Below are 23,040 nucleotides of genomic sequence, written 5' to 3' on the forward strand. Positions count from 1 at the left end.
CAAGTTGATTAAAAAGTACTCATTGCTTAAACAAAATATTCTTTAAATATAACGAATCATCCTGTCTGACAAAAGATCCTACCCTTCACTGCCGAAATGAAGTCCGTCATCCATTAGCCCATTATAAAAATTCTTCGAATCCATTTGTTCAAGAAATTCCGTATAAAAATCGATACTTCACAATCATGGCGTTTTGCTACTTCTGTGAGAACAGAGATATATTCTTTGATCAACTTGTTATTCCGATATTTTTGTTTTGTCTCATCGACTGCTGGTGGCGTGATAAAGAAAGCATGATCAGAACTATAGTCTTTTTTCAGCTGAACTATCATCCACTGCAGATTTTTTGGTACGTTTCTTTAGAAAGTTGTTTATGCTCTGCTAGATCATTCGTCCCAATGAGAATAAATACTTTATCTGCTGTATAGCTAAGTACATCTTTGGCAAAGCGTTCTCGTAGAGCTTGACTGTTATTGCCGCTGACAGCCGTATTCATAATATGAATCCCAGATATTTTATTTTGGAGATAGACATTCAGCATTGGTTTTTTTAATGTTTCTTTGCGAACAATCAAGCTATTTCCTATCCAAAAATACTACCTCCTCGTCCTGCCAAGCTCTTAGAATTGGATTATTCTTAGTATCCATTAGCGTCCATTTATTGCTCGTGCCAGTCGATTTTGAATCATTCTATTTAATTGTAACGAAGTTTTTTAGTTTTTCAACTGTCTTTTCACCGATACCAGAAATCTCCTGCAGGTCTTCCACTTTCTGGAAGGATCCGTTTTCTTCTCTAAATCGAATGATTTCTTGCGCTTTGACTGATCCGATCCCAGGAATCTGCTGAAGTTCTGATGGAGTGGCTGTATTGATATTTATTTTGGGAGGCTCGGAATCTGCTGTAGGCTGTTTTCCTTCCGAGGATGCCAACTGATCAAGATGTTCTGGCAGCTCTTCACCTACAGCAGGGATATATAGGACTTGCTGATCTTCTATCTTCGCAGAAAAGTTGATTCGATCGCTATCCGCTTCTTCTAATAATCCACCTGCACGCTTTAGTACATCATAGACCCGTTCTTCTGAAGAAAAGGAATAGATACCAGGCTCCTTCACACTTCCTTTGATATCGGTGTACATGACCTTTGGACGAGCATCCTCTTCTACATCGTTTCCTTCAGCTGATGGATCTTCTCCACTGGAACTAAACGGAGAAAGTATTTCTTTTGCAGCAGTCTCTTCTGGTTCTCTATAAAATAGCAGATTTGACAATAAAAAACCACTTGCGATACAAAAGATAAGAACTATCATAGACATCCAAATGATCAATTTGGGTGAAGCTAGTATTTTCTTGCTGATTTTTTCTATCATTGTTCTTTTTTCAAAGAATGACCAGTAAAAATCATTCATTACTCCTTTCATTTAAAATTGAAGAAACAGTGAGCTCTGGCAAAATCGTCCCTTCAACATCTAATTACGTCAATTTTTTCTTTTGTTTTTATTTTTATCGTGAAGATTTTTGACGAAAAAGAGGGGGTGTGACAGAACTCGTGTCACAACCCCTCTTTAATTATTTAGTTTCATTTCATTTTCTCTAGATAGTCAAGCGCTTCTTGTACTGTTTTTACTGGTACGATTTTCATTGAGGAATTCAATTTTTTAGCGGCAGCTTTTGCTTCTTCGTAGTTGGTTTTTATTTCAGGATATTCTTTCTTAACATCGACTGAAATCGTATCATCTGGTGCAAAGAAAATCTCTACGCCAGCTTTATCCGCACTTGCCACTTTTTTATCGATTCCTCCGATTCGGCCAACTTCTCCTTCACTGTTGATCGTTCCAGTTCCTGCAATTTGCTTACCATGTCGCAAGTTTTTACCAGTGACTTGTTCATAGATTTCTAAAGTGAACATCAATCCCGCTGATGGCCCACCGATAGAGCCAGAATTAATACGAACATCTGTATCTGATTCGATCTCGGTATGGTCAGTAAGCGTGATACCTATTCCTGCCTTTTTATCTGTTGGTAACTCGATCAGATCACCAGAAGCTGTTTTTTCTTCACCATTATGCAAATAACTGATTTCGATTGTTTGTCCAACTTTTTGGCTTTTTACATAATCCATAAATGCTTCTGTACTTTGAAAGCTTTTCCCGTCTACTTTTGTTACTGTATCTCCAACTGAAAGCTTGCCAAAGAAATTCGATGTTTTCTCTACACTCATGACATATACGCCTTTGAATTCCATTTTATAAGGCTTGTCTGCAAGTTTTAACGCTTGTTCGATTGCTGCATTTTGGGAAGAATCCATATAATACTGCTGCATTTGATTATATTCTTCATTTGTCGCCCCACCAGTCAATTCTTCTTCACTGATCAATTCTTCAAAAGGGGTCATTTTAGCTTTTAAAGCTAAGAAACCTGTAGCTTGCCTGATACCAACAGAGGTAAGAGAGAAAGACCCAGAACCTTTATCTTCCTTATCATTGACCGTAATTAGTTCTTTCAGATCGATCGTGGCTCCCGGTGATTCTACATAATACGGCAAGGGAACTACTACAAATCCAATGATCAACATTCCAAATATGATAATCAGTACTGTTTTCAACCATTGTTTAGCTTTCATTTGATTCACGCTTTCCAGCTAAAGCTTCGTTGATCACTGGCGGTAAGTAGCTGCTCACATCTCCGCCAAAGTGCAGTACTTCTTTTAAAATACTGGAACTCACGTGACTATATTCTGGTTTTGCTAATAAGAAGACAGTTTCCAATTCATCATATAGATGATGATTCATCTGAGCAATCTCTCGTTCATATTCAAAGTCTTTGATACTTCGTATGCCTCTGATCAACGCATCTGCACCAATCTCTTTTGCTGTTTCTACCGTCAATTGATTTTCTTGATTCATGACTTTTACATTAGGAAGATGAGAAACAGCTTTTGTGATCAATGTCACTCTTTCTTCTGGGGGAAACAAACTTTTCTTTGAAGTATTGATAAAAACACCAATTACTACCTCATCGAATAATTTAGCCGCACGTTCCACCGTATCTAAGTGACCTTTTGTAAAAGGATCAAAACTTCCTGGGAATAATGCACGTTTCATTGATTTCCCTCTTTTCTATAGATAGTTACGGCCGTTATGCCATAAATCTGTTTTCTTATTTGATGGAATCCAGCCACAGTTTCTGGCAATTCGACTGTTTTATCCGTTTCGCATACGATAACTGCGGTTTTAGAAAAAAGTCCCAGTTCTTCCATTTTATGGATTTGATCGATTATTTTTTGTTTTGCATATGGCGGATCAAGAAAGAAGTAGTCGAATTGTTGTTTCTCCGCTGCTAGTCGTTCGATTGCTTTGTCCGCATCAAGTTTTATTGTGGTAAATTTCTCTGGTTCTTTCGTAATTTCGATGTTTTCTTTGATGATTTTTAGCGCTTGGTAATTTTTGTCTACGCATACCGCATGACTGCAGCCTCTAGATACTGCTTCGATAGCTAAACCACCGCTTCCTGCAAACAGATCCAATACTGTCTCTCCATCAAAATATGGTCCAATCATATTGAATATGGATTCTTTTACTTTATCTGTAGTTGGTCTGGTGTTCGCCCCTGCTAAACTTTTTAAACGGCGCCCGCCATAATTTCCTGATATTATCCGCATCTACTCACTCCTTAGAAATGGTACTGGTACTAGTATACCAAAAAAAAGACAAAAAAATACTTGGACAATGATCAAAAATCGATCGTTATCCAAGTTATTTTTTATTTAAAAACTGCTCATAAGAGATTTTTAAAGATGTTCAGCTAATCGGATTTCTGTATTTAGCTCTTCGATTTCGAAACCTTCGTCTTTTAATACTGTTTTGTTTCCTATTTTTTCGGCAAAATTCATTTCGATATCCGGTCGGTAAGAACGTTCCACGTTTCGAACAAAATGTAATTTACGGATTCGTTCTTCTGTTTCTTCAAATGTCTCTTCATTTAAGTAAAGCACGACATATTTCATTCTTCTTGAGACATAATGCAACAAGCCGAACTTTTTCAGATTCTTTAATTGTTTTAAGCTGTAGACCCATACGATCAGCCCGCGTCGTTTTGTTATTTCAAATTCACTATTGTCTAATTGCATGACAATTACCTCCGCATCCAAAGTGTTTTTTCGTTTCAAAAAACGGGCTACCTGCATCTACTTTGATTTCATTAGAAACTTCTTCGGCAAGTACTTGGACAATTTGATCCAACAGACTTTGCAGCTGTGTTTCACTATATCGGAAAGCTGCAACATGCTCATCCATATCAAGCTGTCTTTTTGCTTTTCGAACAGCTCGTTTTTTTTCACGATAATCAGGTGCATACTCACCATATGCCGCTACATTTTCAAACGCTTCTTTCTTAGACAAGAACGCTTCTTTCAACTGGCAAACTTTTGCAGATTCTTCCATTGACTGTTTATGTTCAAGATAAGAAGCCATCGTTTTACTCTTTTTTATCATTTCAGCGACTCGGAGGCATTGATCCTCCAGTTGAAACAGCTCTTCGTTAACGATCACTGCTATCACTACTTTCTCCGTTTTCTTCTTGCAATAAGACTAACATATTTTCTTTAGAAAAAGCAATGCCTACAGAATCCGTTCCCGGGTCCATGAAACGGTCATGGTTGTAAGGATCGCTGTACCAATATAAAAACGAAAAAGTAGCGTCGATCGCCGGATGAATAAATAGCCCACTAGTATTTTCTAATTTTTGTTTACTGATTAACTTCTCCAATTCATCATTCGTCAGTGAGAATTTCACTGTCGTTTGAGCACTGCCTAGCGATTTTTGCCAATCAGCCATACGTTCCTCTGACAATATTTCCTCAGGCCTTGTCAAAAAATCATGTAGTAGCAGCTGACTGTGGTTTTGAAAGGCAAGTGTTTGATTGTATATGGGAAGTTCGTCTTCTCTTCTAAGCATATTTAATAAAGTCGTACTTTTTCGTTCTTTAACGCGATTGATTGATTCCCAATCAGCCGATTTATCTGCTTGATAATGTGGAAGGCCTTCACCAAACACTTGATATGGCAATAGTTTCAAAAGACTATCTTTATCTAAATACACAACTGAAAATAGGCCGTTTGTTGTTTGATCAAAAAATAAAATAGCAAAAGTGTCGTTATCAAAAGCAATTAGCGGACGGTAATTCATATCCTCTTCCATTAGTTCGATTCCAACTTCTGTATCATGGTACTCAAAAGTGAAATTAGTATAGATAGTAGTGATTTTCGTAAGATCTTGCATCGTCATCCCTAAATAAAACGGCGCGATATCAGCAGGCCCTGTTTGCAGTACTTTAACAGTTGTGACTCTGCTGTCTTGGATGTTCGCTTCAAATGTGAGATGACTAGCTTTATTTTCATAATATCTTGTTTCAAAACCAAATCCGCTAGTTAATCGATCATAGGCTTGGCCAAAATCCTTTTCCAGCTGATCGATCGGTTTTCCGATATAAGTAGAAAAACCAGTTGCTTTAAGCTCCTGGTATTTCCACGTTGTCATTTGGTTTGCTATTTGTTGATCAGAGTTTTCCTTCACTTCAAGTTTTGGCGGAAACAAGACTGGTTCCATGTAGAATGCCACAATAACTAATAGCAGAATCAGCCAAAACAAACCCAGTCTTTTCATGTTTCCCCACCTTTCGCTTATTATTTCTCAGTCACTTCAATCAAAAGGTCACCAGACGAAATAGTGTCTCCTGAAGACACATATACATGTGCGACTTCTCCGTCAAAACGTGCTTCGATGGCCGTTTCCATCTTCATCGCTTCAGTAATCATCAACGTATCACCTTTTTTAACGTTATCGCCTTTTTTCACTAATACATCCAAAACAGAACCAGACATCGTTGCTCCAATTTGTTCTCGGTTTGTCGGTTCAGCTTTCAATCGGGTTTGGACCGTACTGATGATCGAATTATCTTTGATAGTGATTTCACGTCTTTGTCCATTCAAATTGAAGAACAGTACGCGATTCCCTTCGATATCGGGTTCTCCGATTTCATCTAAACGAATGATAAGCGTTTTTCCGCGTTCGATTTGTACATTGATTGTTTCACCCAAACGTATACCTTGGAAAAATGTTGGTGTGTCCAGTAATGTAACATCGCCAAATTGATTATATGCTTTTTGATAGTCCAAAAAGACTTGCGGATACATCAAATAGCTTAATACTTCGTCTTGTTTTGGTTCATAGCCAATTTTTTCTGCCAATTCTTTTTTTACTTCGTTGAAGTCGACTGATTCAGCCAAAAGACCTGGACGTTCATTCAATGCAGGTCTGCCTTTAAGAATAATCTTTTGCAATTTTTTAGGAAATCCGCCAACGGGTTGCCCTAGTTCTCCTTGGAAGAAAGTCACAACAGATTCAGGGAAACTTAGTGTTTCGCCTTTTTCATAAATATCTTCTTCTGTAAGATCATTTTGGACCATAAATAGTGCCATATCTCCAACTACTTTAGATGATGGAGTTACTTTAACGATATCGCCAAACATCAAGTTGACAGTATGATACATTTGTTTGATTTCATCCCAGCGATGACCTAATCCGACAGCTTTTGCCTGTTGCTGTAGATTCGAATACTGTCCTCCTGGCATTTCATGCATATATACTTCTGTTTCAGGAGCATTCAAGCCGTTTTCAAACGGTTTGTAATACATGCGCACATCTTCCCAATAATGGTTTAATTTCTGTGCATTTTCAATCGTGATTTCTGGCAGCCGTGGACCATTGACCAGTGCATAATACAAGCTGCTCATGCTAGGCTGACTAGTATTCCCACTCATTGCACTCATTGCCACGTCAACGATGTCTACTCCTGCTTTTGAAGCAGCAGAATAAGTGATGATTCCATTCCCGCTGGTGTCATGAGTATGCAGATGGATTGGCAGATCTGTCGTTTCTTTCAATTCACTAATCAAACGATAAGCTGCCTGCGGTTTAAGCAGCCCAGCCATATCTTTGATTGCAATGATATGCGCACCCAGTTGTTCTAGTTCCTTTGCCATGTCTTTATAATACTGAACATTGTATTTTGCCCGACTTGGATCGTTGATATCGCCAGTATAGCAAATAGCTGCCTCTGCGATTTTACCAGTATCCCGTACAGCTTGGATACTTTTTTCCATTTGTGGAGTCCAGTTCAAACTATCAAAGATTCGAAATACATCGATTCCTTGCGCTGCTGCTTCTTTGACAAATTCCACCAATACATTGTCAGGATAATTAGAATACCCAACGGCATTTGAACCTCTGAAAAGCATTTGCAGCAACGTATTAGGCATTAAAGAACGAATTTTTCTCAACCGTTGCCAAGGGTCTTCATTCAAAAAGCGGTAAGCCACATCAAATGTTGCTCCCCCCCACATCTCACTTGAAAAGAGTTCAGGAAGACCTTCTCCAGTCAAACGTGCAATCTGCTTGAAATCCTTTGTCCGAACACGAGTTGCTAGCAGACTTTGATGGGCGTCTCTAAATGTCGTATCCGTCAACAACAAATTTTCCTGTCCTTTGATCCATTCGACCAAAGCATCGGCACCCTTCGCATCTAATACATTCTTAGCCGTTACGTAATCAGTTCTTGTGATTAGATCTTTAGGCATACGTGGTTCTTCATAAAATGGTTTTTCGCCACTTTCGATACCTGGAAAACCATTCACAGTAATTTCACCGATATATTTCATCGTTTTGTTTCCGCGGTCTCGTAGTCGAGGAAATTCAAATAATGTTGCTGTACTATCAATGAAGGTTGTTTTTGCATTTCCTGATTGGAATTCAGGATGTGTGATGACATTGAGCATAAATGGAATGTTTGTTTTCACTCCACGGATTCTAAATTCTTTCAAGCAACGTTCCATTTTCTGAATGGCTGTTTCAAAAGTAGCACCATGCGTACATACTTTTACTAGCAATGAATCAAAATACGGTGTCACTACATAGCCCGCGTAAGCATTTCCGACATCCAGACGTACGCCAAAACCACCAGGTGAACGATACGTATCGATTTTCCCTGTGTCTGGTAAAAAGTTATTCAACGGGTCTTCTGTAGTGATTCGGCATTGAATGGCTGAACCATTTAATTTGATTCCTTCTTGCTGAGGCAATCCGATTTCTTTATGCAGATCCAAACCTTGAGCAATCAACAGTTGCGTTGTTACGATATCAATATCTGTAATCATTTCTGTGATCGTATGTTCCACTTGGACGCGAGGGTTGACTTCGATAAAGTAAAAATCATCTCCTTCAACAAGAAATTCTACTGTACCTGCGTTGACATACCCGACATATTTCATCAATTGGACAGCTGCCTGGCAGATTTTTTGACGTTGCTGTTCATTCATAGAGACACAAGGCGCTACTTCTACTACTTTTTGGTGACGGCGCTGAACAGAACAATCTCTTTCAAAAAGATGGATGACGTTTCCATGCGTATCCCCGAGAATCTGTACTTCGATATGTTTAGGATTAGCGATGTATTTTTCAACATACACTTCATCACTACCAAAGGCTGCTTTTGCTTCGCTTTTCGCACGTTCGTAGCCCTCTCTTGCACTCTTTTCATCGTGAGCTACACGCATGCCGCGTCCGCCGCCGCCTAGAGCTGCCTTGATCATAATCGGATAACCGTATTGTTTCGCAAACTCCAAGGCATCGTCTATAGAAGCGATTGGTCCATCTGTGCCTGGAATCGAAGCAATCCCCGCTTCGATAGCTGCAGCTTTTGCTTTGATTTTATCTCCAAAAATATCTAAATGATGCAGTTTGGGTCCAACAAAAATGATGCCTTCTTCTTCGCACCGTTGCGCAAAATTCAAGTTTTCCGACAAAAGACCGTAACCCGGATGAATAGCGTCAGCTCCGCATTCTTTCGCGATAGAAATGATCCCTTCAATATCTAGATACGCATCAATCGGTTTTTTTCCTTGTCCTACTAAATATGCTTCATCCGCTTTGAAACGGTGTACGGAATATTCATCTTCTTCTGCATAGATTCCAACAGTTTTAATTCCTAATTCTGTACAAGCACGAAATACACGTACAGCGATTTCACCCCTGTTAGCAACTAAAACTTTTTTCATCGAACCACTCCTACATCTTTTTTTATTATAAACCTAAGCTCTTGCGTTTTTCATCCGCACTGATGTTGAGGACAAAGCCGACACAAATCGAAAGCATCAGCAAACTGGAGCCTCCTTGACTTAAAAATGGGAACGTGATCCCTGTCAAAGGAATAACACCAGTAATTCCTCCAAGATTGACAAATACTTGGATCAAAAACATTGCGCCGATCCCAATGCACAAAAGCGAATTGAACGGATCTTTTGAACGGATACCTACAAGGACAATGCGCACAATCATAAAGAATAGCAACGCTAATATCAAAATCCCCATAATCACTCCCAGTTCTTCCACTACGATTGCATAAATAAAATCGGTTTGTGCTTCTTGTAAAAATCCTTTTTTCTGGATACTGTTACCTAATCCCCTGCCAAATAGTCCTCCGTTGAACATGGCATAGTAGCCGTTGACTAGTTGATGCCCTTTATTTAATTCGTCTGAGAAAGGATTTTGGTAAATAGCAAATCGATTATAGATATACTGTAAACGTCCAGGTAAGATCTTTCCGTTTGTGATATTGATCAGCCAGATCGTAAAAGTACTTAGACAAAAGCCTCCTACTCCTACAATCAAAGTATACACATAATTGATTCCGCTGGCTAAAAGCAGAACCAAAATAATCAAAAAGATAACTGCCGCATTACCAAAATCGGGAAGAATAGCGACTAATGCAGTAAGTCCGATAACCATTGCAAGTGGACGTTTCACAGTCCCAAGAAAATCTTTTTGTACACTGTTTTGTCTTTTAGATAAAGTCAGAGACAGGTACCAGATAGAAATGATTTTTAGGTATTCGGCAGGTTGGATCGAGAATCCTGCAATTTGCAGCCAACCTTTCGCCCCATTGATCTCCTTACCAAAAAACACAACAATCAGCAGCAAAATCGTCAAAACTGCGATGGCTGCCATGATCAAACGCTGGTTTTTCAAAACATCTGTTTTCATTTTATAAAGTAGTGCGATAGCAATCAAGCTAAGCACCCAAAAAATACTCTGGTTAATGACTGATGCGGACGGATTTTGTCCGTTTTCTAATAATAGATACGACGTAGAACTATATACCATGATCAATCCCAATACACATAAAATTAAATAGGGAATCAAGATGCTATAGTCTAATAGATGCCTTTTTTTCACTTTCTTAGGCAAGTCTATTCCTCCTTGCCAACTTCTTTTTTATCATAATTTTCTTGGTAAACCTCACTATATAACTGATTCAATTCTCGTTCTAGCTCACTTAACATCAGCTGGCCCTCGTTCTTTCCGATTACTCCTATACGGACAGCAAAACCGACTTGCCGGGAAAAGCCGTACATCTGTGTATCTACCACTTCTTCGAAGGCTTTGCATTGTGAGATACAGAGACTGTTGTTTTGATTTCGGATTAATCGTTTGATCCGTTCTGCTTCATCATTTAATACTTGGATCGCAAGTTTTTTCGACAAAGAATCCATCTGTGCTTACCTCCCATTCTAATTCCTTAATTATAACATATTTGATTTTCATAAGGAGCAAAAAAAACAGATTTAACCAGTTGTTTTTATTCATTTTTACGTATTCGTTCTTTCTACTTATCCAGAACGTTAGAGTCCGCATTTTTTATCCGAGATAAAAAGGCTTCGCCATATTTATCAAGCTTGCTTTGGCCAACCCCTTTTATCTGAAGCATCTCCAATCTGCTTGATGGACGTATTCGGCTCATTTCTTTCAATGTGGAATCTGAAAATACGACATACGGGGGAACGCCTGCTTCTGATGCTAGATCCGTTCGCAGTTCCCGCAGCACTTCAAATAGTGTATCGGTTTCTTCATCCGATAGCTGCTGGACTTTCTTGGGTTCCTTTCGATAAACAGATTCTTGTCCTTTCAATACTTGTATCCCTCTTTCTGTTACTTTCAAAACAGGATACTCACCATTGATGGTCAGAAGATAGCCATTCGATATCAAATATTCAATTAACTGCATCGTTTCTTTTTGCGATTGGTTTTTCATCAGTCCATAGGTAGATAAATGTCCAAAACCTAAAGCTTGCAGCTTTTGTTCTTTCGATCCTGCTAAGACTTTCATCAGCATTTGTTTACCATAGTTCTCACCCATACGTTTTAAGCAAGAAAGAACCATCTGTGCTTCTGTCGTTACTTCTACTATTTCTCTGTCATCTAAACAGTTACCACAACGGTTGCACGGACTGCTTGTCTCGCCAAAATAGTTTAGGATGTATTGCTGAAGACAGGACTCAATATACACGTATTCTGTCATCGCTTTTAATTTTTCATATTCTTTTTGCTTTTGCCCTTCTTCTCTTTGGGACTGCTGGATAAAAAACTTTTGGACTTGGATATCTTGAGGAGAGAAAAGCAGGATGGCTTCACTGGAAAGACCATCTCTTCCCGCCCGACCAGCTTCCTGATAGTATGCTTCTAGAGAGCCAGGAATTTGATAATGGATAACAAAACGGACATTGCTTTTATTTATACCCATACCAAATGCATTTGTCGCTACAATCAGCTGCAAGCGATCGTATAAAAAGGCTTCTTGCATTTCTGTTCGCTCATTCTCATTTAGACCACCATGATATCTACCCACGGAAAAATCGAATTTTTTAAGCAAATGATAGAGACGGTCTACTTCTTTTCTCGTTGCTGCATAAATGATACCAGATTGATTTTTGTTGATCTTTAAATATTCGATTAGATATTGTTCTTTTTTTTGATCTTTAATTACTTGAAATCGTAGATTTTCTCGTTCAAAACCAGTCTGAATATGGTTGTTTTCTGGAATTTTTAAAAGTCTTTTTATGTCAGCAGCTACTTGCACAGTCGCTGTAGCTGTCAAAGCAACAATTACAGGACGATTTGGCAGTTGATCTAGCTGGTTCGCCATCTGTAAATAACTTGGGCGGAAATCATGCCCCCACTGAGAGATACAATGTGCCTCGTCAATAGCGATCATACGGACGTTCCATCGCTTCATTGCTTGGATAAAATCTGGCATGATAAAACGTTCAGGAGCGATATAAAGTAAACGGTACTGCTGTCTATCGATTTCTTGGAAGCGTCTAGCTGTTTCGTAACCATCTAACGAGCTATTGATAAAAGTGGCGGGTATACCTAATTGATTCGCCGCGTCCACCTGATCCTTCATCAAAGAGATTAAAGGGGACACAACCACAGTAAGCCCATCTAATAGTAAAGCTGGAAGCTGGTAACAGATTGATTTCCCACTTCCGGTAGGCATGATTCCTAATACATTTTCCTGATCAATGACTTTCTGGATAATTTCTTTTTGACCAGGTCTAAACTCATCATAGCCAAAGTATTGTTTTAATAAGTCGTTCATCTTCCCGCTCCTTTCTCTTGCCATTTTACTTCGATTTTCTTCGAAGGACAAGTTGATCTCCTTTCGTGAAACATTATCTTGTTATGAAACAAAAACTCTCTAGAAATAAGTTTTTTAAAAGTCTTTTAAACGTCTTTTGGCGTATTTTCTGAATTTATGTCCATTGACAAAGATGACTTCTCCACAGAAAAGAGTTGGACAAAAAAAGAAACCAGCTATTTTTTATAACAAGCTGGTTTCTCTCTTCATCCTTTTACAGATTATTTTTTCTTTTTAGATGCTTTTTCACGAGCATTTTTCTCTAAAATTTGTTTTCTCAAGCGAATGCTTTCTGGTGTTACTTCGCAATATTCATCATCATTCAAGAATTCCAAAGATTCTTCCAACGTCAATTGTTTTGGTTTTTTGATGACAGATGTTTGGTCTTTAGTAGCAGACCGTACGTTTGTCATTTGTTTTGCTTTCGTGATGTTGACAGTCAAATCATTATCACGGCTGTTTTCCCCGATAATCATTCCTTCATATACTTCTGTACCTGGTTCTACGAAGACTGTACCGCGTTCTTCGATACTCATGATAGAATAAGTCGTTGCTTTTCCTGTATCGATCGAAACAAGCGCCCCTTGGTGACGTCCGCCAATTTGACCAGGAAGCATTGGCAGATATTGATCAAAAGTATGGTTCATGATTCCGTAACCACGTGTCATTGAAAGGAATTCAGTTGAATAACCAATCAAACCTCGGGCAGGTGTTAAGAATGTCAAACGGATTTGTCCGTTTCCTGTATGGACCATATCTTGCATTTCACCTTTACGTAAGCTCAAGGACTCGATAACACTACCCATATATTCTTCTGGTGTATCGATTTGCACGCGTTCAAACGGTTCGCATTTTACACCGTCGATTTCTTTTTCAATAACTTCTGGACGAGATACTTGCAATTCGTATCCCTCACGGCGCATGTTTTCAATCAAGATAGACAAATGCAATTCTCCACGACCAGAAACTGTCCATGCATCTGGAGAGTTTGTTGGTTCAACTCGTAAGGATACATCTGTCTGAAGTTCTGCCATCAAACGTTCTTCAATCTTACGAGCGGTTACGAATTTACCTTCTCGACCGGCAAATGGTGAATTATTAACTAAGAAAGTCATTTGCAATGTTGGTTCGTCAATGTGAAGGATAGGTAACGCATCTTGATGATCCACAGGAGTAACTGTTTCACCGACAAAGATATCTTCCATACCTGAGACAGCAATCAAGTCTCCAGCTTTTGCTTCTTGAATCTCTAGACGTTTTAGTCCAAAGAAACCAAATAATTTCGTTACACGGAATTTCTTAACTGTTCCGTCTAATTTAATTAATGCTACTTGGTCTCCTACTTTGATTGTTCCTCTAAATACACGTCCGATTCCGATACGACCTACATAATCGTTGTAGTCAAGTAATGAAACTTGGAATTGTAATGGTTCGTCGCTGTTATCGACAGGAGCAGGGATTTTTTCAATAATTGTATCAAAAATAGGTGCCATGGTTGGTTCTTGATCTGCTGGATCATCTGACAAGCTTGACGTACCATTTAGTGCAGATGCATAAATCACAGGAAAGTCTAACTGATCATCATCTGCTCCTAATTCGATGAATAGTTCAAGAACTTCATCTACGACATGCTCAGGACGAGCAGAAGGTTTGTCAATCTTGTTTACGACAACGATTGGTGTGATATGTTGTTCCAGTGCTTTTTTCAATACAAAACGTGTTTGAGGCATTGTTCCTTCATACGCATCTACGACCAACACAACGCCGTCAACCATTTTCATGATCCGTTCTACTTCGCCACCGAAGTCCGCGTGTCCTGGAGTATCCATGATGTTTACGCGAATTCCTTTATAGTCTACAGCTGTGTTTTTGGCTAAAATCGTGATACCACGTTCTTTTTCTAGCGCATTTGAGTCCATCGCACGTTCTTGCAATTGCGTATGTGCGTCTAATGTATCTGATTGTTTTAATAGTTCATCAACTAATGTTGTTTTTCCGTGGTCAACGTGGGCAATAATTGCGACGTTACGGATATCGTTTCTATAATTCAATGTAACTAACTCCTTTTTTATTGGTTCTTTATGACAGGGCAAATTTTACTCGACTGCTAATTATAGCAGACTTTTTTCATGAAATATAGTAAAATGTTTTCATTTTTTCGAGAAAATTAATCTTTTGCCCGTTTTTATCATTTTTGTGAATGATTTCTACCTTTTTTCAGCCTTCTTTTTTCAAAAGGTCTGCGATTTCTGCATATGCACAAGAAGTCCCTGCTAAATAGTATTCCCTTTTTTCAAATGTCAAAGGAGTACCAAAAAGACCGCTTGTTACCATACCAAACTCTTCCAATAAGACATTTCCCGCTGCATAATCCCAAGGGCTAAGGTTTGAAATATAAGCAATGTGGTTTCCTTTCAAGATTGCCACTAGTTCAAGACCAGCGCATCCGTACATACGTGTCCCCATGCTGCTTTCCGCAATTTCTCGGATTCCATATTTATTATGACCGAAAAGATAACTATTCACACCAAGTAAGCCTTCCGATAAGGATTTATTTGCTGGTCTAGGCAATGGCTCATCATTTTTATACACGCCTATTCCTTTTCCACCCCAAAAAAGTTCATTTCTCATCACGTCATAAATGAAACCAAGCTTTCCAACGCCGGATTCATAAACAGCGAGCATAATACAAAAATTTTCCCCTTCAATCACAAAATTCAAGGTGCCATCAATAGGATCGATGATAAAGACTCTTCCATCGAGATCCGATAATTGATTACACCCTTCTTCTTCTGCCAATATTTTCGCCTCTGGATCAAAGGAATGGATTTTTTCGATTAGAAAATTCTGGATGTTTCGATCGACATTTGTTACTAGATCCGTTCGATTTGATTTTTGCGAGATTGTTAATGTTTGTTGAGAAGATTTGATTTTCTCACCAGCTTCTTCAAGCCAGGACTTGATATGATCAATCATCTGTTCCATTTATCTCACCCGTTCATTCTCAAAGTTTTGTTTGGATTTTTTTTTGCTTGCTGCACTGTACGATATAAAGAATAACCGGAAGCTTTTTCAAATTCCCGTCCCAATCGTTTTTCCTCACCAATGGATTTGACAACAGTTTTAAACTGCTGATAAGTCTTCAAAAAAGCTTCATTGTTTATCCCTTTTTCATTCGCACGTTCCAGATCTTCCCACATCTTCATTACAATGACCATTTCGTCTGTTGTCCAATCTAAATCAAGTGGATACTGATATTCTTGCATCTTCAACTCTCCTATTTCATATTCCTCTTCAGTGTAGCATAGGAAGTGGTAATAAACCAAGAAGTTGTCATATTTTTAAGTTTACATAATAATATTATTAATAATTCTAAAAAACAAAACGCAACTGATTTTTCAGTTGCGTTTCGCCTGTATTATTCAAATCAAATATGGATTGGTAAACCTAATGCTAATTCCGAAGCATCCATGACGATTTCGCCAAGAGATGGATGAGGATGAATCGTCAAGGCGATATCTTCAGCATTCATTCCTGATTCGATTGCTAAAGCTAATTCAGAGACCATATCACTTGCGCCGACTCCACCGATTTGCGCGCCAATAAGCACGTTATCTTCGATCGTCGTGACTAAACGGATGAATCCTTCCGTTTTACCTAGCGATAATGCTCGACCGTTCCCTGAGAATGGAAATTTATATGCTTTCGCTTCGATACCTGCGTCTTTTGCTTCTTTGATTGTCATACCTACAGAAGCCAATTCCGGATCAGTAAAGGCAACTGCTGGCATTGCTTTATAATCTACAGCTACTTTTTTGCCAGAGATTGCTTCAGCAGCGATTTTTGCTTCGTAACTAGCTTTATGCGCTAATGCCGCCCCTGGAACGATATCACCGATGGCATAGATATTAGGTACGTTCGTACGTCCTTGTTTATCTACTGTGATCAATCCACGTTCTCCTACTTCGACACCCGCTTGTTCTAAGCCCATATCATCCGTATTTGGACGACGTCCTACAGTGACCATCACATAGTCAGCAGTAACAGATTCTTCTTTCCCGTCCACTGCATATTTCACTGTCACACTGTCACCGTTATCGACTGCTTCTTTTGCCATCGCATTCGTTACGACTGTTACACCTTTTTTCTTGAAATCATCTTCTACTAATTTTACGAGATCTTTTTCGTAAGTTGGTAAAATTTGTGGTGAGCCTTCAAGAATCGTTACTTCTGCTCCTAAGTTTGCGTACGCTCCGCCCAATTCGGCACCAATCACACCGCCACCGATGATCACAAATTTCTTAGGTACTTCTTTCAATGCTAATCCGCCAGTAGAATCTAACACACGTCCGCCGAATTTAAATCCTGGAATCTCGATTGGACGGGAACCTGTTGCGATGATTGCGTTATTGAACGAATAAGTTTGAGCTGAATCTGGATGAATGACGCGTAGTGTGTGATCATCTACGAAGAACGCTTCGCCTTCGATTGTTTCAACCTTATGTTTTTTTAATAGAAAACCAACACCAGAAGTCAACGTATGGACAACTTTGTTTTCTTTCCATTCTTGTGTTTTCGCAAAATCTAGTTTGACATTTTCGCTAGTTACTCCAAACATTTCGGAATCTAGTGACTCTTGATAATGGTGTCCCGCAGCTATCAATGCTTTTGAAGGAATACAGCCGACGTTCAAACAAACACCGCCAATATATTCTCTTTCAATGATTGCTACTTTTTGTCCCATTTCAGCAGCACGGATGGCAGCTACATAGCCGCCAGGTCCCGCACCGATTACAACTGTATCTAATTCTACAGCAAAATCTCCAACTACCATTTGTTTATCATCCTTCCATCATTAATAGCTCTGGATCAGCTAAAAGACGTTTGATATTGTTCATTGCTTGTTGCGCAGTTGCTCCATCTACGATACGGTGATCAAAACTTAGTGATAGTTTCATCACACGACCGACAACGATTTCGCCTTCAGCGTTTACGATTGGTTGTTGCGCAATCGTTCCTACACCTAAAATAGCTACTTCTGGATAGTTGATGACTGGTGTAAACCAACCGCCACCTACAGATCCGATATTGCTGATCGTAATTGTTCCATTGCGCATATCTTCTGCAGATAGTTTGCCGTCATGAGCTAATTTTGCTTTCTCATTGATTTCATCTGCAATAGCAAACATTCCTTTGCGGTCTGCATCTTTTACATTTGGTACATATAATCCGTGATCCGTATCTGTTGCAATACCGATATTGTAGTAATGTTTATAAACGATTTCTTGGTTTGCATCGTCAATAGATGCATTTAATACTGGGTATTTCTTAACAGTCGCTGTTAAAGCTTTCACGACATATGGCAAGAAAGTAAGTTTCGTACCATTTGCAGCAGCTACTTCTTTGAATCGTTTCCGATTATCCCATAGTTTAGACACTTCTACTTCATCATGCAATGTCACGTGTGGAGCTGTATGCTTACTATTGACCATTGCTTTAGCAATAGCTTTACGTGTTGGTGTCATTGCTACACGCTCTTCCAAATCTCCTAAGTTGGACTTGAATGGTTTTGCTGGTTCAGCGGGTTTGCTTTCTGCTGCAGGAGCTGCTTCTTTCGGAGTTGCCGCTTCTGGCGCTTCTGATTTCGCTGGTGCGCTGCTTGGAGCTCCTGCCAAGAAGTTTTCGATGTCCTCTTTTGTTACTCTGCCACCTTTTCCAGTTGCAGTTACTTGTGAGATATCTACATCTTTTTCACGGGCAAATTGACGAACAGATGGCATAGCCAATACACGTTTATTTGGATCGGCAGCTTCAACGACACTTGCTGAATCTGATGTTTCCACTTTTTCTTTTGGTGCTTCAGCTGATGGCGCACTAGTTGACGGTGCACTATTGTGTCCAGGAGCATCGATTTCTACTAATACATCCCCAACATTTGCTACAGTGCCTTCTGGAACAATCACGTTTTTAACTGTCCCTGTGACAGGTGACGGAATTTCTTCTACTGATTTGTCATTTTGAACTTCTAGTAACGTATCATCTTCATTGATCGTATCTCCTGGTTTGACGAACCATTTGACGATTTCACCTTCTGCGATTCCTTCACCGATATCCGGTAACTTAAATTGGAAGACTCCTTCGCTTGACGATCCAGCTGATTCTGTATCAACAGTGGGTTCAGCAGCCGGTTTAGCTGGAGTTTGGGATTCTGCGGCTACACCACTGTCCCCTTCATTGTCTTCGTGTCCTGGTGCATCGATTTCTACTAATACATCCCCAACATTTGCTACGGTACCTTCTGGAACAATCACATTTTTAACCGTTCCTGTAACAGGTGACGGGATTTCTTCTACTGATTTGTCATTTTGAACTTCTAGTAATGTATCATCTTCATTGATCGTATCTCCTGGTTTGACGAACCATTTGACGATTTCACCTTCTGCGATTCCTTCACCGATATCCGGCAATTTAAATTGATAAGCCATGACTTTGTTTCGTCCCTTCTTTTCTTAAAATTCCGCGATTTCTTTTACTTTGTCTTCGATATCTTTTGCATTTGGCAACCAGACATTTTCTGCTTGTCCAAATGGGAAGACTGTATCAGGTGCAGAAACTCGTCCGATTGGGGCTTCTAATGAAAGGATAGCGCGTTCTGAGATCTCAGAAACTACTTGCGCGGCAACGCCCGCTTGTCGTTGTGCTTCTTGGACAACAACTACGCGACCAGTTTTTTCCACGGATTGAATGATCGTTTCTACATCTAATGGCGCAACTGTACGCAGATCAATGATTTCAACAGATATATTTTCTTTTGCAAGATTGTCTGCTGCTTTGATTGCTTCACGCACCATTGCTCCGTATGTGATAATAGATACATCTGTTCCCTCACGAGTAACTGCTGCTTTATCCAAAGGAACTTCGTAAGCTTCATCCGGCACTTCTTCTCGGAATGAGCGATATAGTTTCATGTGTTCTAGGAAAACAACCGGATCGTTACTTCTAATAGAAGAAATCAATAGTCCTTTTGCATCATAAGGGTTGGAAGGAATCACTACTCGAATACCAGGAGACTGAGCGATCAAACCTTCTAAATTATCCGAATGCAATTCTGGTGTATGAACACCGCCACCAAATGGCGAACGAATTGTGATGGGTAGATTTCTAGTGCCGCTCATTCGATATCTTGTACGAGCCATTTGAGCTACTACTTCGTCCATTGCTTCGAAAATAAAACCAAAGAATTGGATTTCAGGAACTGGACGAAATCCTTCTAACGCAAGACCGAAACTCAATCCTGCGATTCCAGATTCAGCTAAAGGAGTATCGAATACTCGGTCTTCTCCGAACTTTTCCTGCAATCCTTCAGTTGCCCGGAAAACTCCTCCGTTTTTCCCAACATCTTCACCAAAAACAACGACATTCTCGTCATTTTCTAGTTCAAGTGCTAAGGCATCTGTGATTGCTTGGATCATTGTTTTTTGTGCCATGATTATTTCGACTCCTTCGCTTCATAAATTGCAATTTGTTCTTTGATTGATTGTGGAGATACTTCGAACATGTTTTTCAAGAAATCTGAAACCTTTTGTTTTGGTACTTTGTCGGCTTCAGCAATAGCTGCTTTGATTTCTTCTTTAGTTGCTTCGATGACTTGTTCTTCTTTTTCTTCAGACCAAAGTCCTTTTTCCGTCAAATATTTACGGAAGCGGATCAATGGATCTTTTTTCTGCCAATCGTCATCTGTGTCTTTTGTACGGTAGCGGGTTGGATCGTCACCAGATAGTGTATGTGGTCCATAACGATAAGTCAGTGTTTCGATTAGGACTGGTCCATTTCCACTGATTGCCCATTCCCGTGCCATTTTAGATACAGTATATACTGCAAGCGGATCCATTCCATCGACTTGAATACCAGGAATCCCAGCTGCGACAGCTTTTTGTGCAAGTGTTTTTGCTGCAGTTTGTTTTTCACGAGGTGTAGAGATCGCATACCCGTTGTTTTGGATATAAAATACGGCATTTGCATGGTAAGCGCCAGCGAAATTGATTGCTTCGTAAAAATCACCTTGTGATGAACCGCCATCACCAGTATAAGTGAAGACGACATTTTTCTTGTTTCGTTTCTTCAAACCTAATGCAACACCGGCTGCTTGTACATATTGTGCACCGATGATGATTTGTGGTGGTAGAGCTTTCAATTCTTCCGGATAAGAATTACCTGCAGCATGTCCTCTAGACCATAAAAAAGCTTGAGATAAAGGTAAACCATGTTTTACTAGTTGAGGTACATCCCGATAACCTGGAAGAAGAACATCTTCTTTATCAAATGCGTAAGCACTAGCCAGCTGACTTGCCTCTTGTCCAGCAGTTGGTGCAAAAAAGCCTAGGCGTCCTTGGCGGTTCAGCGCTGTTGAACGTTGGTCTAATACACGAGACCATACCATATGAGTCATTAATTCAACGAGTTCATCATCGGATAAATCAGGTACTAAATCTTTGTTAACTACGTTTCCATCTTGATCAATTGCTTGATATACTGGGAAATCTGCATTGACTTCATCTAGCAGTGCTTGGAAGTCGATCGGTGCTTTTTTGTTTGCCATTTGTCACACATTCCTCTCTCATCTATAAGAAAATCTCTTCATTCTGCGATTGAAACAGTGAATAAAACTGTATCACTATTTAACCGTCTTCATTAATAAATTATCATGGATTTATGAGAAATACAAGCTAAAAGCACAAATTTTCACGATGAAAGGAAATTATGCCAATCCGCATATTAACAGCATTAGTGAATATAATCACAATAAGGAAAGCGTTTTATATTTCATCTGCATTTTTTCTATTTTCTAATCAAACTTACAACCATCTGTTTCTATTTAGAAACGTTGGTGTTATACAGTTTTGTTGCAAATATTTATTTTATTTACACATCGTGAACGGACGTACAAATAATGGTTTTTTCTTAGTTTCTTTATATCGTATTCTTTTTCCGAAAAAAAAGAAACAGCTTGAAATTTAAATCCAAGCTGTTATATTCTTTAATCTATTTACTTTGTTAAATTATTCTGTTAACCACTTTTCTAGAATTTTCATCTTTGAATAAAACAACGGTATTTGGGTTTCATCCAGCCTACTGTAATTGATTCTGATTCCATTTATATCTTGCCCAAAAAGTAGACTTGGTGCAATTCCAAGACCCATATCTACTACTTTTTCTGCTAGTTCGGGGTCTAGTTTTTTCCCATCCCAAGTAATCCAGGCATAGTAACCACCTAAAATTGAATGAAGCTTGAAAAACGATTGTGAATCTCCCCAAGCGCTTATCAGTCGGCTTTTTTCTTTCAACTTTTTTCTTACATCTTGCATTTTCAAATCAATTGCTTCATTAAATACATTAGCCACTGTGATTTGTGTAAGGATATTCATCGAAAACTCCATCATTTCTTGCGCTTGAGCTAGTTGCGAGATAAAAGTCTCAGGTCCTATCACCCAACCGATTTTCGTTGTTTTTCCTAAAACCCTAGATAACGAACCGACGTATAACACATTATCCGGATCAATCGTTCGTATAGGAAGGACTTCTTCTTGATTTAGAAATGAAAGATCCGTAAATACATCGTCTTCAATAATTGGAAGCCGATACTGTCGACACAATTCTACTAGCTTTTCTCGTCGTTTTTGACTCATCACTTTTCCTGTAGGGTTTTGAAAATTCGGGTTGATAAGCACTGCTTTCAATTTATTTTTATGGATCGATTCTTTCAGTTTTTCTAAGTCGATCCCTTCTTCATCCATCGGTATCCCAAATAAACGCGTTCCTGAAGCTTTGAAAAGAGGTAATCGATAAAAAAAAGAAGGTGACTCTACAGCTATCCCCTCTCCAGCTGAAAGAATCGTTTGTAAAATCAAAAAGATTGCTTGCTGACCGCCACCAGTCACAAGAAGCTGGTTGGGGGAAAATGCCAATTCAAATTTACTTTCCAAATACCGTTTGATTTTGTTACGTAACGGAGTATAGCCTAAAAGATCCATTTCTTTTTCTTCCGCTAAGATTTCTTCAAGAGAATAAGAAGGAAACTCAAAATTCGGCAAAAGCTCATCTGGCATCTCGCTAGCGTATAAATCAAGAAACGATGTTTTTTGGATCTGCTTTGCTTCTCTTATTTTTTGCTCATACCAGTCCATCTGCTCATAACGAGGAGAGATCATTTGCCGATAATCGATTCTTGGAACAGCGAATTTCCCCCATTCAGTCTGATTAACAAACCATCCGCTGCCACGTTTGCTCGTTAGTACCCCAAGCTCCCTAAGCTCTTCCAATGCATGGACAACGGTGGAACGATTCACACCAAAAAGTTGCCCTAGTTTTCGTTCTGATTCAAGTTGACTTCCAGGATTGATCCTTCCGTTTTCGATTTCTCTCATAATCTGTTCCATGATTTGACGATAAATCGGTCCTTGTTTTTTCTCTACTTTTTCCCACATAAGCTTCTCTTTTCTATTGTCTATTTT

The 23,040-nt window shown here is 39.2% G+C and carries 22 protein-coding genes; 1 reads left to right on the forward strand and 21 read right to left on the reverse strand.

Annotated elements, in window-relative coordinates; genetic code table 11:
* Positions 1–113: 113 nt before the first annotated feature.
* From IGJ87_RS06890 to pdhA, 20 genes are all read right to left on the reverse strand, one after another.
* Positions 114–332 (reverse strand): esterase, encoded by a 219-nt coding sequence (locus tag IGJ87_RS06890; protein ID WP_002295502.1) that lies wholly within the window; start codon positions 330–332, stop codon positions 114–116.
* Entirely contained in the window at positions 329–574 is a 246-nt protein-coding gene (locus IGJ87_RS06895; protein WP_002297231.1) for an SGNH/GDSL hydrolase family protein, read from the reverse strand. The genes IGJ87_RS06890 and IGJ87_RS06895 overlap by 4 nt, the downstream gene beginning before the upstream one ends.
* A gap of 115 nt (positions 575–689) precedes the next feature.
* Positions 690–1,418 carry a helix-hairpin-helix domain-containing protein gene (locus IGJ87_RS06900; protein WP_025477425.1) on the reverse strand — a complete coding sequence of 243 codons (729 nt, stop codon included), beginning with the start codon at positions 1,416–1,418 and terminating at the stop codon, positions 690–692.
* 158 nt (positions 1,419–1,576) lie between these two features.
* On the reverse strand, positions 1,577–2,620 hold the full coding sequence (locus IGJ87_RS06905; protein WP_002298980.1) for a SepM family pheromone-processing serine protease: 1,044 nt from the start codon (positions 2,618–2,620) through the stop codon (positions 1,577–1,579).
* Complete coding sequence (coaD, locus tag IGJ87_RS06910) at positions 2,610–3,101, reverse strand: pantetheine-phosphate adenylyltransferase (RefSeq protein ID WP_002298982.1); 492 nt, start codon at positions 3,099–3,101, stop codon at positions 2,610–2,612. The genes IGJ87_RS06905 and coaD overlap by 11 nt, the downstream gene beginning before the upstream one ends.
* On the reverse strand, positions 3,098–3,658 hold the full coding sequence (rsmD, locus tag IGJ87_RS06915) for a 16S rRNA (guanine(966)-N(2))-methyltransferase RsmD (RefSeq protein WP_002323577.1): 561 nt from the start codon (positions 3,656–3,658) through the stop codon (positions 3,098–3,100). Before rsmD ends, coaD begins: the two co-directional genes overlap by 4 nt.
* A gap of 129 nt (positions 3,659–3,787) precedes the next feature.
* On the reverse strand, positions 3,788–4,126 hold the full coding sequence (locus IGJ87_RS06920; protein ID WP_002295490.1) for a YlbG family protein: 339 nt from the start codon (positions 4,124–4,126) through the stop codon (positions 3,788–3,790).
* Complete coding sequence (locus IGJ87_RS06925) at positions 4,110–4,556, reverse strand: YlbF family regulator (protein ID WP_002298984.1); 447 nt, start codon at positions 4,554–4,556, stop codon at positions 4,110–4,112. Before IGJ87_RS06925 ends, IGJ87_RS06920 begins: the two co-directional genes overlap by 17 nt.
* Complete coding sequence (locus tag IGJ87_RS06930; protein ID WP_002298986.1) at positions 4,537–5,661, reverse strand: CAP-associated domain-containing protein; 1,125 nt, start codon at positions 5,659–5,661, stop codon at positions 4,537–4,539. Before IGJ87_RS06930 ends, IGJ87_RS06925 begins: the two co-directional genes overlap by 20 nt.
* 20 nt (positions 5,662–5,681) lie before the next feature.
* A complete protein-coding gene (locus tag IGJ87_RS06935) occupies positions 5,682–9,110 on the reverse strand; it encodes a pyruvate carboxylase (protein WP_002288741.1) in 3,429 nt (1,142 codons plus the stop codon).
* A gap of 25 nt (positions 9,111–9,135) precedes the next feature.
* Positions 9,136–10,299, reverse strand: a complete 1,164-nt coding sequence (locus IGJ87_RS06940) for an FtsW/RodA/SpoVE family cell cycle protein (protein ID WP_002298988.1) — start codon at positions 10,297–10,299, stop codon at positions 9,136–9,138.
* A gap of 2 nt (positions 10,300–10,301) precedes the next feature.
* Complete coding sequence (locus tag IGJ87_RS06945) at positions 10,302–10,604, reverse strand: YlaN family protein (RefSeq protein WP_002298990.1); 303 nt, start codon at positions 10,602–10,604, stop codon at positions 10,302–10,304.
* Positions 10,605–10,717: 113 nt separating this feature from the next.
* Positions 10,718–12,490, reverse strand: a complete 1,773-nt coding sequence (recQ, locus tag IGJ87_RS06950) for a DNA helicase RecQ (protein ID WP_002288736.1) — start codon at positions 12,488–12,490, stop codon at positions 10,718–10,720.
* 260 nt (positions 12,491–12,750) lie between these two features.
* Positions 12,751–14,580 carry a translational GTPase TypA gene (typA, locus tag IGJ87_RS06955; protein WP_002288735.1) on the reverse strand — a complete coding sequence of 610 codons (1,830 nt, stop codon included), beginning with the start codon at positions 14,578–14,580 and terminating at the stop codon, positions 12,751–12,753.
* Between the two features lie 166 nt (positions 14,581–14,746).
* Positions 14,747–15,514, reverse strand: a complete 768-nt coding sequence (locus tag IGJ87_RS06960; RefSeq protein ID WP_002295483.1) for an inositol monophosphatase family protein — start codon at positions 15,512–15,514, stop codon at positions 14,747–14,749.
* 5 nt (positions 15,515–15,519) lie between these two features.
* Positions 15,520–15,795 carry a UPF0223 family protein gene (locus IGJ87_RS06965; RefSeq protein WP_002292206.1) on the reverse strand — a complete coding sequence of 92 codons (276 nt, stop codon included), beginning with the start codon at positions 15,793–15,795 and terminating at the stop codon, positions 15,520–15,522.
* A 161-nt stretch (positions 15,796–15,956) separates the two neighbouring features.
* The gene (gene lpdA, locus IGJ87_RS06970; protein ID WP_002289686.1) at positions 15,957–17,363 is read right to left on the reverse strand and encodes a dihydrolipoyl dehydrogenase; all 1,407 of its coding nucleotides are present in this window, start codon (positions 17,361–17,363) and stop codon (positions 15,957–15,959) included.
* A gap of 7 nt (positions 17,364–17,370) precedes the next feature.
* Positions 17,371–19,014 carry a dihydrolipoyllysine-residue acetyltransferase gene (locus IGJ87_RS06975; RefSeq protein ID WP_002324121.1) on the reverse strand — a complete coding sequence of 548 codons (1,644 nt, stop codon included), beginning with the start codon at positions 19,012–19,014 and terminating at the stop codon, positions 17,371–17,373.
* Between the two features lie 24 nt (positions 19,015–19,038).
* Positions 19,039–20,016 (reverse strand): alpha-ketoacid dehydrogenase subunit beta, encoded by a 978-nt coding sequence (locus tag IGJ87_RS06980; RefSeq protein WP_002289688.1) that lies wholly within the window; start codon positions 20,014–20,016, stop codon positions 19,039–19,041.
* Positions 20,017–20,018: 2 nt separating this feature from the next.
* Positions 20,019–21,128 (reverse strand): pyruvate dehydrogenase (acetyl-transferring) E1 component subunit alpha, encoded by a 1,110-nt coding sequence (gene pdhA / locus IGJ87_RS06985; RefSeq protein WP_010725998.1) that lies wholly within the window; start codon positions 21,126–21,128, stop codon positions 20,019–20,021.
* Between the two features lie 161 nt (positions 21,129–21,289).
* Here pdhA and IGJ87_RS06990 point away from each other — a divergent pair, with 161 nt between their 5' ends.
* Complete coding sequence (locus tag IGJ87_RS06990) at positions 21,290–21,547, forward strand: hypothetical protein (RefSeq protein ID WP_073460623.1); 258 nt, start codon at positions 21,290–21,292, stop codon at positions 21,545–21,547.
* A gap of 41 nt (positions 21,548–21,588) precedes the next feature.
* On the opposite strand, the gene IGJ87_RS06995 is transcribed toward IGJ87_RS06990, so the two are convergent.
* Positions 21,589–23,013 (reverse strand): PLP-dependent aminotransferase family protein, encoded by a 1,425-nt coding sequence (locus tag IGJ87_RS06995; protein WP_430609068.1) that lies wholly within the window; start codon positions 23,011–23,013, stop codon positions 21,589–21,591.
* Positions 23,014–23,040: the final 27 nt, after the last annotated feature.

The sequence above is a fragment of the Enterococcus sp. DIV1411a genome (assembly GCF_050531945.1).
Classification (GTDB): Bacteria; Bacillota; Bacilli; order Lactobacillales; family Enterococcaceae; genus Enterococcus_B; species Enterococcus_B faecium.

Bases quoted from the DNA above. Each gene is read 5' to 3' on its own strand.
- IGJ87_RS06900 (WP_025477425.1), bottom strand. From the start codon at position 1,418: ATGAAAGGAGTAATGAATGATTTTTACTGGTCATTCTTTGAAAAAAGA.
- pdhA (WP_010725998.1), bottom strand. From the start codon at position 21,128: ATGGCAAACAAAAAAGCACCGATCGACTTCCAAGCACTGCTAGATGAA.
- IGJ87_RS06920 (WP_002295490.1), bottom strand. From the start codon at position 4,126: ATGCAATTAGACAATAGTGAATTTGAAATAACAAAACGACGCGGGCTG.
- IGJ87_RS06990 (WP_073460623.1), top strand. From the start codon at position 21,290: ATGCCAATCCGCATATTAACAGCATTAGTGAATATAATCACAATAAGG.
- IGJ87_RS06960 (WP_002295483.1), bottom strand. From the start codon at position 15,514: ATGGAACAGATGATTGATCATATCAAGTCCTGGCTTGAAGAAGCTGGT.
- recQ (WP_002288736.1), bottom strand. From the start codon at position 12,490: ATGAACGACTTATTAAAACAATACTTTGGCTATGATGAGTTTAGACCT.
- IGJ87_RS06935 (WP_002288741.1), bottom strand. From the start codon at position 9,110: ATGAAAAAAGTTTTAGTTGCTAACAGGGGTGAAATCGCTGTACGTGTA.
- rsmD (WP_002323577.1), bottom strand. From the start codon at position 3,658: ATGCGGATAATATCAGGAAATTATGGCGGGCGCCGTTTAAAAAGTTTA.
- IGJ87_RS06945 (WP_002298990.1), bottom strand. From the start codon at position 10,604: ATGGATTCTTTGTCGAAAAAACTTGCGATCCAAGTATTAAATGATGAA.
- IGJ87_RS06890 (WP_002295502.1), bottom strand. From the start codon at position 332: ATGATAGTTCAGCTGAAAAAAGACTATAGTTCTGATCATGCTTTCTTT.
- coaD (WP_002298982.1), bottom strand. From the start codon at position 3,101: ATGAAACGTGCATTATTCCCAGGAAGTTTTGATCCTTTTACAAAAGGT.
- IGJ87_RS06905 (WP_002298980.1), bottom strand. From the start codon at position 2,620: ATGAAAGCTAAACAATGGTTGAAAACAGTACTGATTATCATATTTGGA.
- IGJ87_RS06975 (WP_002324121.1), bottom strand. From the start codon at position 19,014: ATGGCTTATCAATTTAAATTGCCGGATATCGGTGAAGGAATCGCAGAA.
- IGJ87_RS06995 (WP_430609068.1), bottom strand. From the start codon at position 23,013: ATGTGGGAAAAAGTAGAGAAAAAACAAGGACCGATTTATCGTCAAATC.
- IGJ87_RS06980 (WP_002289688.1), bottom strand. From the start codon at position 20,016: ATGGCACAAAAAACAATGATCCAAGCAATCACAGATGCCTTAGCACTT.
- lpdA (WP_002289686.1), bottom strand. From the start codon at position 17,363: ATGGTAGTTGGAGATTTTGCTGTAGAATTAGATACAGTTGTAATCGGT.
- IGJ87_RS06930 (WP_002298986.1), bottom strand. From the start codon at position 5,661: ATGAAAAGACTGGGTTTGTTTTGGCTGATTCTGCTATTAGTTATTGTG.
- IGJ87_RS06965 (WP_002292206.1), bottom strand. From the start codon at position 15,795: ATGCAAGAATATCAGTATCCACTTGATTTAGATTGGACAACAGACGAA.